Origin of the sequence: Brevibacterium sp. 'Marine', assembly GCF_012844365.1 — a bacterium.
Taxonomy (GTDB): Bacteria; Actinomycetota; Actinomycetes; order Actinomycetales; family Brevibacteriaceae; genus Brevibacterium.
Window position 1 is genome coordinate 107,600 of the sequence record NZ_CP051626.1, and the last position, 13,350, is coordinate 120,949.

General features: G+C 67.5%; 10 protein-coding genes. 4 read left to right on the plus strand and 6 right to left on the minus strand.

Going from position 1 to position 13,350, the window contains the following annotated elements; all coding sequences use genetic code 11:
- Positions 1-47: 47 nt before the first annotated feature.
- From HF684_RS00485 to HF684_RS00500, 4 genes are all read right to left on the minus strand, one after another.
- On the minus strand, positions 48-869 hold the full coding sequence (locus tag HF684_RS00485) for a creatininase family protein (RefSeq protein WP_169250859.1): 822 nt from the start codon (positions 867-869) through the stop codon (positions 48-50).
- Positions 866-1,579 carry a GntR family transcriptional regulator gene (locus tag HF684_RS00490; RefSeq protein WP_025777234.1) on the minus strand — a complete coding sequence of 238 codons (714 nt, stop codon included), beginning with the start codon at positions 1,577-1,579 and terminating at the stop codon, positions 866-868. Before HF684_RS00490 ends, HF684_RS00485 begins: the two co-directional genes overlap by 4 nt.
- 112 nt (positions 1,580-1,691) lie before the next feature.
- Complete coding sequence (locus HF684_RS00495; RefSeq protein WP_169250860.1) at positions 1,692-2,654, minus strand: PHB depolymerase family esterase; 963 nt, start codon at positions 2,652-2,654, stop codon at positions 1,692-1,694.
- A 117-nt stretch (positions 2,655-2,771) separates the two neighbouring features.
- Positions 2,772-3,431, minus strand: a complete 660-nt coding sequence (locus HF684_RS00500; RefSeq protein ID WP_169250861.1) for a GntR family transcriptional regulator — start codon at positions 3,429-3,431, stop codon at positions 2,772-2,774.
- 330 nt (positions 3,432-3,761) lie between these two features.
- Between HF684_RS00500 and HF684_RS00505 the strand changes: the two genes are divergently transcribed.
- From HF684_RS00505 to HF684_RS00515, 3 genes are all read left to right on the plus strand, one after another.
- Positions 3,762-4,778, plus strand: a complete 1,017-nt coding sequence (locus HF684_RS00505; protein WP_169250862.1) for a 1-aminocyclopropane-1-carboxylate deaminase — start codon at positions 3,762-3,764, stop codon at positions 4,776-4,778.
- A 96-nt stretch (positions 4,779-4,874) separates the two neighbouring features.
- Positions 4,875-7,313 carry a pyruvate dehydrogenase gene (locus HF684_RS00510; RefSeq protein WP_169250863.1) on the plus strand — a complete coding sequence of 813 codons (2,439 nt, stop codon included), beginning with the start codon at positions 4,875-4,877 and terminating at the stop codon, positions 7,311-7,313.
- A 353-nt stretch (positions 7,314-7,666) separates the two neighbouring features.
- On the plus strand, positions 7,667-9,061 hold the full coding sequence (locus HF684_RS00515; RefSeq protein WP_169250864.1) for an NAD-dependent succinate-semialdehyde dehydrogenase: 1,395 nt from the start codon (positions 7,667-7,669) through the stop codon (positions 9,059-9,061).
- A 112-nt stretch (positions 9,062-9,173) separates the two neighbouring features.
- Here HF684_RS00515 and HF684_RS00520 read toward each other — a convergent pair whose 3' ends face one another.
- The gene (locus HF684_RS00520) at positions 9,174-9,866 is read right to left on the minus strand and encodes a DUF402 domain-containing protein (RefSeq protein WP_169250865.1); all 693 of its coding nucleotides are present in this window, start codon (positions 9,864-9,866) and stop codon (positions 9,174-9,176) included.
- 59 nt (positions 9,867-9,925) lie between these two features.
- Positions 9,926-11,545, minus strand: coding sequence for an inorganic phosphate transporter (locus HF684_RS00525; RefSeq protein ID WP_169250866.1), 1,620 nt, complete (start codon positions 11,543-11,545; stop codon positions 9,926-9,928).
- Between the two features lie 224 nt (positions 11,546-11,769).
- On the opposite strand from HF684_RS00525, the gene HF684_RS00530 reads away from it, so the two are divergent.
- A complete protein-coding gene (locus HF684_RS00530) occupies positions 11,770-13,344 on the plus strand; it encodes a class I adenylate-forming enzyme family protein (protein WP_169250867.1) in 1,575 nt (524 codons plus the stop codon).
- Positions 13,345-13,350: the final 6 nt, after the last annotated feature.

Genomic DNA, 13,350 nt, shown 5'->3' on the forward strand with positions numbered 1-13,350 from the left:
TCTGTGGTGGGGTGTCGGCCGGGCGGCCGGTCAGTGAGAAGCGATTGTCACAGTCTCTGCAGCTCCTGACAGTAGGCGACGAGTCGGTCGATGACCTCGCCGAGGATGTCCTCCCCGGCCGCGGCCGTGGCGGTGCGTGGATCGCCGAGGACGCCGTTGTCGGCGTAGCGGTCGAATGTCACCGCGGTTGACGGTGACTTCGTTCGGGAGAGTCGGGCGCGCGGGTCGAGATCGTCGAGCCGGGTGGCGCCGGGGTTGAGGTGGCCCGAGTCGACGAGGGATTCGTCGATGGCGAGCATCTGCGAGGTCTCGGACTCTCCGCAGTGGCCGCTGACCTCGGTGCGGGGAAGGGCGGCGGTCGCCTCGGTGGCCAGGGCGGAGACCGGGGCATAGGCGAAGACGAAGTCCGGATGAGTGGCGAGCAGGGACTGCTGGACCACTCCGAGCGCGGCGAGGTTGCCGCCGTGACCGGTGATGACGAGGAGTCTGTCGAAGCCGGCATCGGCGAGCTGGCGCACGATCGAGGAGACGAGGTCGACGAACAGCTGCGGGCCGATGTTGATCGTGCCGGGCAGGAACCGGTGGTGCGGGGAGACGCCGTAGTCGATGCTCGGCAGGACGAAGGCGCTGCCCGCCCGAACCTGATCGCCGTCGGCGCTGTCGCGGAGCCGGTCGACGACGGCGCGGGCGACGTGAGCGGCGCGGATGGTGTCGGTGCCCAGGGGCAGTCCGTCACCGTGCTGTTCGCAGGCGCCGACGGGAAGGACGAGCAGGCTGTTTCGATCCTTCGCGAGTTCGACCTCCAACGAGGTGAGTTCGGCGTAGTCGCGGATATGCGGGCGGATCTCGGAGATCACCGGGCGGCTCATCGCTGGGGTCCTGCGATGGTGTCGGCACTGCCGTCCTTGATGGTGTCGTCGGTCCAGTCGGCGAGGACGGCGGTCTTGATCGCCTCGAGGTGCTTGCGGGTGCGGTGAGAGGCTTCGAAGCCGTCGCCGCGACGGATCGCATCGAGGATGTCCGCGTGTTCGTCGTGGTCGCGCAGGCGGTCGTAGCTCGTGCGTGCCGCCTGCTGGGTCCGCGAATGGATGGCCAGCAGGGACACGAGCATCTCGTGCAGAGCGCGGTTGCCCGAAGCGCGAGCGAGTTCGACGTGGAAGTGGCCGGCCGGGACCGCGGTCTCGACCTGGAGGGCATTGTCGAGCGCGGACTCCATGGAAGCCACGGCATCCGCAGCCTGGACCGTCGCTGCGAGCTCGGCGATGCCGGGTTCGATGGCGATGCGGGCATCGAGGAGTTCGATGGCCGCTGCGAGGTCGACGGGCACATAGTGCGGGTTGTCGAGGATGCGGCGGTTGATCGCTTCGCGGACGTAGGTGCCCGAGCCGTGCTTGAGTTCGACCGAGCCCGTGGCTTCGAGTCGGCGCAGGGCCTCTCGGACGGTGGGTACGGTGACCTCGAAGCGTGCGGCGAGGACCTTGGCCGAGGGCAGGGTCTGCCCGGGCTGGAGGTTCTCGGTGCGGATGGTGTCGACAATGTCGCGAGTGAGGCGTTCGACGAGTCCGACGGTGGACGTCATGGTGCTCTCCTTCAAGTGTTTAAGTCATCTAATCACTTTAGGTTAGGATGTGTCAACGGTCACCTTTGGGGTGGCCCTGGTCGGTCAGTTCTGGGTCGGGGCTGGTTGGTCTCTACGAGGTCGGCCCCTGCGTTGCGCCCGGATGGCTGCGGAAGAACTCCCAGACGGTCGCGGTGGCCGAGAAGTCCTTCGTGACGTATCCGCCGCCGCTGTAGACGACCTCACCCGGCCAGACGTGGCCGCCGTCGGCGACGGAGTAGAGCTCGACTTGGGCATCGCATTGCGTCCATTGGGTGCGCACCACGTCTTCGCCCTTGCGTCCGACCTGACGTTCGGTCGTCGTCGCGCAGCCCGATGCCTCCGCCCAGGGCTGGATCCATTCGCGCACTCCCGGATAGTCCTCGCCTTGGCGGTGACCGCCCTCGTAGTGCATCGTCGCGTCCCCCGTGCCGTGGATGGCGAGCATCGGCGTCGGCGTCGAATAATCGCAGCCCTCTGTCGACTGCGGATAGTAGGCACCGGCGACGGGAGCGAACGCGGAGAAGCGATCGCGCAGGTGACAGGCGAGAACGGAGACGAATCCGCCGCCGTTCGACTTGCCGGTGGCATAGACCCGATTGAGGTCGATGCAGTGCTCGGATTCGACCGAGTCGAGCAGATCGGCGACGAACGCGACGTCGTCGGCTCCGCTGGCGTACGGGGCTCCCTGCCAGGAGCGCTTGCCGTCATTGAGGTCACCGTCGGGGAAGACGGTGATTGCGGGCAGGGTCGGCAGGCCCGTGTAGTTCTGGAATTCGGCGCCGTCGGAACCGTTGCCGTGGAATCCGAGGACGAGCGGCAGGGGAGTCGCGGTCTCGTAGCCGCGCGGAATGTTGATCCGATAGCTGCGCTCGCCGTCTGCCGTGGAGATCGTCCTCTCGTCATTGCCGGGCTTCTGTTCGGTGCCGCAGCCGGCCGAAGGGACGGCCGGTGCGGTTCCTGCCATTCCCGGGGCCGCAGCTGTGCCTGTCAGCAGGGTAAGGCTCGCGGCGGTCGCGAGCAGGGCGGTCGTGATGCGTTTCGTCGTCGATGACATCCTCAGTCCTCTGATCGTCGGTGATCGTGGTGAGGACTCTAGCACAAGTCATCAGATGACTAGAAGAGTCAGCGGTGCGGTCATCGCTCCGGAACCCGCAGCGGGGAGGCGTTCGACTCAGGCCCCGTGGGGCGAATCCCCTTCGATGGTCGACCAGTTCGCCCGCGTCAGGGCGACGGCCTGCGCATGCTCACCGGCGCGAACGGCGGTGATGATCTCGGTGTGCTGTTCCGGCGAGGCTGATCCCTTCACCGATTCGAAGTGGAGGTACTCCGCGCGGCGGAGGGTGGCGGTGACGACCTCGAGGTGATCGGGGATGAGGGGGTTGCCGGATCGGTTGAGGGCCACCTCGTGGAAGTCGTCGTCGGCGGCGATCGCCGCTTCGGCATCGCCGTCGGCAAGGGCCGCGTGCAGGCGGTCGTTGGCCCGCTCCATCAGGTGCAGCGCGGCCTCGTCGAGGCTGGGGAATGCGAGGTCGAACGCCAGGGCGTGGAGTTCGGCGGCGATCTGCCTGGCCGCCAGGATGAGCTCCGGGTCCTCGGGGGCCACCCGAGTCATCCGCCCGGGCTCGGCGACGACGAGCCCGGCCTGGGCCAGGCGCTGCAGCGCCTCCCGCACGGGGGTCCGGGAGACCTGCAGCCAGGCGCCGAGCTCCTGGTCGCGCAGCTGCTCGCCCGGGGCGAGCTGACCGCGGACGATGGCATCGCGGATCGAGCGGTAGACGTCATCGCGCAGCAGAGTGCGGTGCGCCACCGGTGAGTCCGTGGGGATCGGCACGCTCGGCCCTTTCATTCTCGGAGTTCGCTCTCGTCGCAGCTCGTCGGTGGAGGCCTCTGATCGGTGCCATCGGCTGAGCTGGGCGACGCGAATGGTCTGTGCTCATTGTATGCACGGCCAGAATGCAATATATTGCATATTGCACGTTGCGATCCAGGACACACCGACGCAGGGGGCACGCCTCATCCGGCACGCCTCGTCACCGGACACACCCTGTCCGCTCGGAGTCAGTCGGCCGCCACCGCGGCCGCGGTTCGCACCGGCACCGTCGGGGAGCTGTCGAGCACCGTCGCCCGGAGAGCCCCCACCGCCCAGAGAACAGAGGACACCATGGCCATCACCGATTTCGAACGCTACCCACTGACCTTCGGCCCCAGCCCCGTGCACGAACTCCCGCGACTGAGCGACCACCTCGGCGGGGCCAGGGTCTGGGCCAAACGCGAGGACGTCAACTCGGGACTCGCCTTCGGGGGCAACAAGACCCGCAAACTCGAGTACATCGTCCCCGACATCCTCGCCTCGGGGGCGGACACTCTCGTCTCGATCGGCGGATACCAGTCCAACCACACCCGGCAGGTCGCGGCCGTCGCCGCTCACCTGGGGCTGAAGGCCCGCCTCGTGCAGGAACGCTGGGTCGACTGGGAGGATCCGGGCAATGACAAAGTCGGCAATATCGAGCTCTCCCGCATCATGGGCGCCGACGTCCGCCTCGACTCCGCCGGATTCGACATCGGCATCCGCTCGAGCTGGGAGAACGCACTGCACGAGGTCGAAGAGTCCGGCGGCAGGCCCTATCCGATCCCGGCCGGGGCCTCGGAGCACAAGTTCGGCGGGCTCGGGTTCGCGAACTGGGCGTATGAGGTCGCCGCACAGGAGAAGGAGCTCGGCGTCTTCTTCGACACGATCGTCGTGTGCACCGTGACCGGGTCGACGCATGCCGGCATGATCGCCGGCTTCGCCGCCCTCGAAGCCGCAGGCGGCCGCCCCCGCAAGGTCATCGGCATCGATGCCTCGGCCACGATCGCCAAGACCCGCGACCAGGTGCAGCGGATCGCGAACACCACGGCCGACCTCATCGGGCTCGGCCGCGAGATCACCGCCGACGAAGTCGACATCCGCTCGGGTTGGGAAGGACCCGCCTACGGCATCCCCGACGATTCGACCGTCGAGGCGATCCGCACCACCGCCCAGCTCGAAGGCGTCATCCTCGACCCCGTCTACGAAGGCAAGTCGATGGCCGGGCTCCTCGACCTCGTTGCTGATGGCACGATCGGCAAGGATTCGACCGTCCTCTATGCCCACCTCGGTGGGCAGCTGGCCCTCAACGCCTACTCCTCGATCTTCTGATCGGGACGACGCCCATCCCACGACGCAACCACCCCCTTGAGGCGGGACGACGCCCATCCCACGACACAGCCACCCCCTTGAGGAAGGATCGATGAGATGACGACCGCACACGGATCTCAGCCCCCGCAGGACGGCGACCACGAGCAGGATCGCCACCAGTTCGAGACCTCGATCCAGGTCAGCCCGCCCGGCACGAACGACAGACCGCTGCGGGCCTCGGCCTCGGGGGAGGACCGGGTCCTCGACGAGATCGCCCAGCGCGTGCTCTGGCTGGCCACGTCGATCATCGACCGGGCCAATCGGGGGCGGGAGAACCCCGATGGGGTCAAGGTCGGCGGCCACCAGTCGTCCTCGGCCTCGATGGCGGGCATCATGACCGCCCTGTGGTTCGCCCGCCTGCGCTCGATCGACAGGGTCTCGGCCAAGCCCCACGCCTCACCGGTCCTCCACGCGATCAACTACCTCCTCGGCGATCTCGCTGAACACCATCTGGACACGCTGCGCAGCCGCGGAGGACTCCAGCCCTACCCCTCCCGGACGAAGGACCCCGACACCGTCGACTTCTCCACGGGGTCGGTGGGCATCGGCGCGACCGCCCCGATCTGGGCCGCACTGTCCCACCGCTACGTCTCCGACCGGTTCCCCGACACCCCACGGGCCGGGCGCTTCTATTCGCTGCTCGGGGATGCCGAGATGGACGAAGGCGCGGTATGGGAGGCCATCATCGACCCCGAGGTGCGCACCCTCGGCGAGATCGTGTGGATCGTCGACCTCAACCGGCAGTCCCTCGACCGGGTCATCCCCGACGTGCAGATCAAACGCCTCCAGGGCATGTTCGCCGCCGCCGGCTGGCAGGTCCTCACTTGCCCGTGGGGGCGCCGCCTCGAGGCCGTCTTCGCCGCCCCGGGCGGGCAGGCGCTCAAAGATCGGCTCGTCTCGATGCCCAACCCCGAATACCAGCGGCTCCTGCGCGCTCACCCCACCGAGGTCCACGACCGTCTCCTCGCCGGCCTCGACGAGTCCGCGGCCACGGCGCTGCGCGCGGTCATCGACCCGTTCTCACCCGATGAGATCGCCTCCCTCATCCGCGACCTCGGCGGACACGACCTCGGGCAGCTCGTCGAGGCCTTCGAGGCCATCGACGACGACCGACCCACCGTCGTCTTCGCCTACACGATCAAGGGCAAGGGGCTCGCCACCGAGGGCCACCCGGGCAACCACGCCGCCCAGCTCACCGAGGCGCAGATGCGCGACCTCGCGGCCGCCTCGGGGATGGACCTCGACGATCCGTGGGTCCGCTTCGACCCCGACACCCCGGCCGGGAGGCTCTGCGCCCAGACCGCAGAGCGCCTGCGCCGCGAGGACCATGAGACCCACACCGTCGCCGAGGTGCCCGCTGAGCTGGGATTCTCCCCGCGGCCGACGATCTCCACCCAGGCCACGCTGGGTCGGTTCCTCTCCGACCTCAAGCACGTCGCCCCCGAGGTGGCCCGCCGCGTCGTCACCGTCTCACCGGACGTGGCCACGTCGACCAACCTCGGCGGGTGGATCAACAAGACCGGGATCTGGTCCCCGGCCGGGCGGGAGGACTGGTTCTCCGATGACCGGGAACGAGTCCTCAAATGGCAGGAAGGCTCGCGCGGTCAGCACATCGAGATGGGCATCGCCGAGGTCAACCTCGTCTCCCTGGCCGGTGAGCTCGGGACGACCGGGAGCCGGTGGGGACAGCCGCTGCTGCCGATCGCGACGATCTACGATCCGTTCATCAACCGCGCCCTCGAACCGTGGACGTTCAGCCTCTACGCCGGTGGGCGCTCGATCATGGTCGGCACGCCGTCCGGAGTCACGCTCGCACCCGAGGGCGGGGCACACCAGTCATTCAACACGCCCTCGGTGACTCTGGAGATCCCGGGCTTGACGAGCTGGGAGCCGGCCTTCGCCCAGGACCTCGAATGGACCCTGCTCGAGGCGCTGCGCGAACTCGCCGACCCGCACGGGGATTCGGCGTACTTCCGCCTGACCACCAGGCCCGTGGCCCAGGAGCTCGCCGCAGTGCCCGAGGATCCGCTGCTGCGCGAACGCCGCCGCGAACAGGTCATCGCCGGAGGCTACCGGCTCTCGGCCCGTCCGGCGGCCGAGGATGAGGTCACGCTCGTCGGCGCCGGTGCGATCATGACCGAGGTCATCGCGGCTGCGGCCCGACTGGAATCCTTGGGCGTGCGGGCCGGAATCGTCTGCCTGAGCTCGGCGTCGAAGGTCTTCCGCTCCGTGCAGGAGCGCGGACGGGTGGGGCAGAGCCGCCGATCGGCCATCGCCGACGAACTGTTCCCGGCCGCGCATCCCGCGCCCCTGGTGACCGTCCTCGACGGACACCCGCACACGCTGGCCTTCCTCGCCGGAGTGCGCGGGGATCGCACCCGCAACCTCGGCGTCACGGAATTCGGTCAGGCCTCCTCGGTGAGTCAGGCACATGCGCTCCACGGAATCGACACGGACTCGATCGTCTCTGCGGCGCTCGACCTCGTGGGGCGGTGAGGTCTGCTGCGCCGGTGAGGTCTGCTGCGGGTGGGCGAACGGGTCCGGTACCTCGTGCCGGAGCCGATCCCCACACCGCGGCGGCTGATTCGTGAGCGTGCCGCGGCGGCTGTTCGATCCACGTTGAGGGCGGTTCGGATTTCGTCGTGGTTGATTCGGAATCCGCACCTCCTCGGCGAACACGTCGGGCACGATCCGGCACTGATGATTCCCCCAGGTTCCGGCACTTGTTGCGCGGGTCACGTGTTGATAGCGTGTGAGACAGGCATACGCAATCCGTCGATTCCGACGGCGAACAGGTATGCGATTGCTTAAACGGCGCCAACAGGCGCCCGAAGTCGAAGGAGTCTGGAATGAGCAATGTAGGCAGTGCCGCAGGCGGCTACCGCGTCGAGAACCCGGCCACCGGTGAGGTCGTCGAGACATTCGACAATGCCACCGATGACGAGGTCCAGCAGGTCCTCGAATCCGCACACAAGGGCTACCTGAGCTGGCGCGAGAAGACGATCGAGGAACGCGCCGCGATCGTCAACAAGGTCGCCGCTCTCTTCGGCGAGCGCAAGGCCGAACTCGCCGAGATCATCGCGGAGGAGATGGGCAAGCCCACCGCCGAAGGTGAGGAAGAGGCCGAGTTCTGTGAGGCGATCTTCAACTACTACGCGGACAACGGACCGAAGTTCGCCGCCGATGAGCCGATCGAATCGATGTCCGGAGGCAAAGCCTTCATCCAGCGCCGTCCCGTCGGTGCGCTGCTGGGCATCATGCCCTGGAACTTCCCGTACTACCAGGTCGCCCGCTTCGCGGCCCCGAACCTCGTGCTCGGCAATACGATCATCCTCAAGCACGCGGAGATCTGCCCCCGCTCCTCGGCGAAGATCGCCGAGATCATGAAGGAAGCCGGCATCCCCGAAGGCGTGTACTCCAACATCTACGCCACCCATGAGCAGATCGAGACGATCATCGCCGACGACCGCGTCGAAGGTGTGTCCCTGACCGGCTCCGAGCGCGCCGGGTCCGCCGTGGCCGCCACCGCCGGCAAGTACCTGAAGAAGGCCGTGCTCGAGCTCGGCGGCTCCGACCCCTACATCATCCTCGACACCGATGACATGAACGAGGCCGTCGACACCGCGTGGGGCACCCGCCTGTACAACACCGGCCAGGTCTGCAACGCGAACAAGCGGATGATCGTCATGGACGACATCTACGACGACTTCGTGTCCGGTCTGACCGAACGTGCCCAGTCCTGGGAGAAGGGCACCCCCGCCGAGGCGGGCGACGGCAAATACTCGCCCCTGTCCTCGCGTTCGGCCGCCGAGAACCTGCGCAAGCAGCTCGACCGCGCCGTCGAGCAGGGTGCGACCCTCGTCGGCGGCGAGCTCGCCAGCGACGGTTCGGCCTATGTCTCACCGGCCGTGCTCACCGGAGTCACCTCGGAGATGGACGCCTACCGCGAAGAGCTCTTCGGACCCGTGGCCACCGTGTACAAGGTCACCAGCGATGACGAGGCACTGGCACTGGCCAATGACTCGCGCTTCGGCCTCGGCGGCGCCGTGTTCGCCAAGGATTCCGAGCGTGCCGCGAAGCTCGCTCAGCGCCTCGACGTCGGCATGTCGAACGTCAACACCCCGGCCGGTGAGGGCGCGGAGATCCCGTTCGGCGGCACCAAGCGCTCGGGCTTCGGCCGCGAGCTCGGCCCCTACGGCATGGACGAATTCGTCAACAAACGCATGTACTACGTGGCTGACTGAGAGGGGTTCGCCCTCCGCGGTCGTCGAGAAACGGGCTGGGTGTCGAGAAACGTGTGTGCGCATGCGTTTCTCGACACCCAGCCCGTTTTTCGCGCAATGGTGCGGGGGCGGTTCAGCTCTCGAAGTCCCAGCTCGCCTCGGCGGGGAGGTCGGGCATCGGCCAGTCGGGTTCCGGTTGGAAGTCCGGGTAGGCGGAGTCGAAGGGGAAGCGCCAGGTGCGGACATCCTCGATGGCCGAGTCCGCGGCCGCCCGTATGCGCTCGACCTTCTCGTCGGAGAACATCCCGGCTGAGCGTGCGAATTCGAGTTCGTCCTCATCCTTGAGCCGGTAGGTGCCATCTGAGTCGACGACGATGTCGAGGACGTGGTCGGAGGTGAGGATGCCGCAGTCGAAGCGGGTGAAGGGCTCCTCGAGGTTGACGTAGAAGGAATCGCGACGGGGAGAGCCCGGGTTCTCGAAGAACCACACCGAATAGTCGGCTCCCGGCTGGAAGACAGCGACGACGCCCGGCCCCTGCCACCGTTTGAGGCCCTGTGCCCGTGGGGCACCGAAGCGGGCGGGTCCGTCAGCGGTGCGGATTCCCGAGCCGTCGGCGAGCACATGATGGAGCATCCTCGTCCCCGACTCCAGCCAGACGGCCAGGTGGTTCTCGTCGTCGGCGATGACCGTGACGGGGCGCTGGTCGTACAGGCCTGGGTGCGCCGGGTTGGTGTAGGTCCACAGGATCTGGTCGCCGCGACTCCAGCGTGGGGCCGCGGTCGAGGACAGCGGCTGGGATGCGGGCGGACCGTGTGCGTCACTCATGGACAGCATTGTCCCGAACCGAGGTGAGAGCGACCCGAGTGCCGACCGACGGCGACCGGTCAGCCGAAGATCGCGCGCAGGGACACGAGTCCGATCGCCCCGATGGCTGCGGCGGCGGGCAACGTGATCACCCAGGCGAGGGCGATCGGCTTCATGAGATTCCAGTTCGCGGCGCGGTTGACGAGCCCGACACCGAGGATGGCGCCGATGAGGATGTGCGTGCTCGACACCGGAAGTCCGAGCACCGAGGCGGCCATGACGACACCCGCGGCGGAGAGTTCGGCGGCGAAGCCCGAGGCAGGATGGATCTTCGTCAGCCCCGTGCCGACCGTCCTGATGACATTGCGGCCGATGAACCACAGGCCCGCGACGAGGGCGATGCCGCAGGTGATCATGGCTGCGGCGGGCACCCCCGCCTCGGCGTTGATCTCGTTCGTCCGCAGCACGTCGAGGATCGCCGCGAACGGGCCGATCGCATTGGCGATGTCATTGCTGCCATGGCTGAACGCGAACGCCGATGCCGTGAAGACCTGCATCCATGAGAAGAGGAGGAAGGTCGATCGTGACAGAGTCTGCTTCTTCAGCGTCTTCGTGAAGATGAAGACCGCCATCCACACGCCCGCACCGATCATCGCCATGATGAGGAAGTTGCCGACGGAGCTGATGCCGAGTTCGAGGTTCTTCAGTCCCTTGAACAGCAGCATCGATGAGATGACGATTGAGCCGAAGGCCGCCAGCAGCGGCACCCAGGTCTCGAGCGCGCGGTGGGAGTTCAGCCCCGAGCGCTCGGTCTCGATGGCCGCCATGCGGCGGAAGTAGTCCGATTCGAGTTCGTCGGGGTCATAGTCGGGTTCGTTGATGAGGACGGCGTCCCTGGTCATCGCATTGGTGTAGGAGATCTGCTGGATCTCGTCGAGGCGTTCGAGGGCCTTCTTGTGCTCCTGCCGCAGCTCCGCCTTCGCGGTCTTGATCTCGCGCAGCTTCGCATCGGCTTCATCGTTGTAGACGAGGATGTGTCGTCTGATCGCGCCGAAGAGCACGAAGGCGACCACGCCGCCCAGCGCCGGGGAGAGCACCCAGGAGATCGCGATCGTGCCGATCCCGCCCCACTGGACCATCCCCAATCCGCCGGTGCCGGTGACGAATCCCAAGGTGAGGGCGGCACCGACGATCCCTCCGATGATCGAATGGGTGGTCGAGACCGGCCACCCCATCTTCGTGGCGATGAGCAGCCAGATCGCGGCGCCGAGGAGAGCTGACATCATGATGAAGACGAAATCGAGGGGATCGACGTCGATCGCGCCGAGGTCGACGATGCCGCTGCGGACGGTGTCGGTGACCTCACCGCCGGCGAGGACGGCACCGCTGACCTCGAAGACCGCTGCGACCATGAGCGCCTGCTTCATGCTCAACGTTCCGGCGCCCACCGAGGTGCCGAAGGAGTTCGCCACGTCATTGCCACCGATGTTGAAGGCCATGAACGTGCCGAAGACGATCGTCGTGATGAGGACGAGCCGGTTGGACCCGGCTCCGACGAAGTCGAACGACCACAGCGTGAACGAGACCAGGGTCGCCGCCAGCATGAGGCCGAAACAGATGTGCCACCAGCGGTCGGGGCCGAGGAAGCGTGGTCGGGGCGTCAATCGAGGGGAGGAATCTGCGAGGGTGTCGTTCGTCATCGTGTGTTCCTGTGTGCGGGTGCGGGAGGGGTATGCGCGGGTCCGTCCCAGGAGAAGTCGGACGGAGTCCGCCAGCAGTCATCTTCGGCGCTGCAGATGACCGGGTGATGAAGCACGGTCGACGCGGACGCGTACAGTCGCTCAGTTGGCGGAGTCGACCGGCTCCTATACTGGTGCCAGGCGGCTCGGTCGGACGGCCGTGGAGCGAGACTGTGGAGGGAAGCATGCCGATCACCGCGACGATCCTCGAGGTCGCCGGCGTCGACCCCGATCGGCTTGCGATCGTCGGTGGGGACGGACAGCTGACCTACTCGCAGCTCGCCGAGGGCTCGCGGACGATGTTCGCCGCCGTCGACGCCCTCCACAGTGCCCAGACCGACCCACCGAGTCCTGCTCCCGAGACCCACGGCATCCCGATCACGGCCGTCAGCCTCACCTCGGCGTTCGAGACCTCCCGCATCATCGCCGGCCTCGCCGGCTTCCGCGCAGTCTCGGCCACGATCGATCCCCGCTGGCCGTTGAGCCACCAGGTCGGAGTCATCACGACCACCGGCATCGGGCTTGTCATCAGCGACTCGACCCACCTCGCCGAGGCGCTCGCCGCCGCCGGCTGGACCGGGACCGTCATCACCGCCGCCGACTTCCGTGCCCGCGAAGCCGCCATCGATCCCGCCGACACCGCACCGCCGAGCATCCGCGAGGCGTCCGAGCCGTTCCTCATGCTCTTCTCCTCCGGCACGACGAGCAACCCGAAAGCCTTCATCAAGACCCGACAGCAGTACCGCGACAACGTGGTTGTGTCCTCGGCCCACCTCGAACCCTTCCCCGGAGTGGCCACCCTGGCGCCTGGTCCGGTGTCCTACAGCCTCACCCTCTACGCCGTCATCGAATCCCTCGCCACCGGCGGCAGCGTCCACGTCGCCGACGACTTCGACCCCTTCACCATGGGCTCGCGCATCGCCGACGAAACCATCACCCGTGTCGTCGCCGTGCCCGCCGTGGTCAAGGCCCTCGCCGAGGCGGCCCGCCGAACACCTGAGAACTTCCACGGTCTCGACCTCGTCGTCACCGGAGGAGCGAACCTGCCCGCCTCCATCCGCTCGGCACTCGCCGACGTCCTCCCCGACACGCGTTTGATCAGCTACTACGGTGCCGCCGAGATCGGATTCATCGGCGACAGTCGTGATGGCGACGGCACCTGGATCTCGATCTACGACACCATCGGCGTCGAGGTCCGCGACGATTCCGACGCCCGCCTGCCCGACGGAGAGATCGGCACGGTCTGGATCAAGGCCGCCGCCTGCTCGGACGGCTACGTCACCGGCACCACCGGCGCTCAGCTGCGACGCCCCGACGGTTGGGCCACGGTCGGTGACCAGGGGCGGATCGAAAACGGACTCCTCCAACTCGCCGGACGGGCCGGTGACATCGCGATCACCGGAGGGCACAAGGTGTCCCTGCCCGAGATCGAACGCGCCTTCGAGGGATTCGACCGCGGTGATCGGCACTCGGGGCAGGGCCGCCTCGGCGAGGTCTGCGCGATCGCGCTGCCCGACGACGGTCTCGGCAGCATCGTCGCCCTCGTCATCGAACCGGCCTCTGTCCCCGGAGGTGGAGTCGGCACCTCGGGCACGCCCGACAAAGCAACACTGCTCGACCATGCCCGGGCAAAGCTGGCCCCGCAGTTCGTGCCGAGGCGGTTCTACGTACTCGACCGGCTGCCGCGGACCGTCGGCGGGAAGATTCGACGCCATGAAGCCGTTGACCTGGTCATGAGCGGAAAGGCACAGCGGCTGTGAACGCCT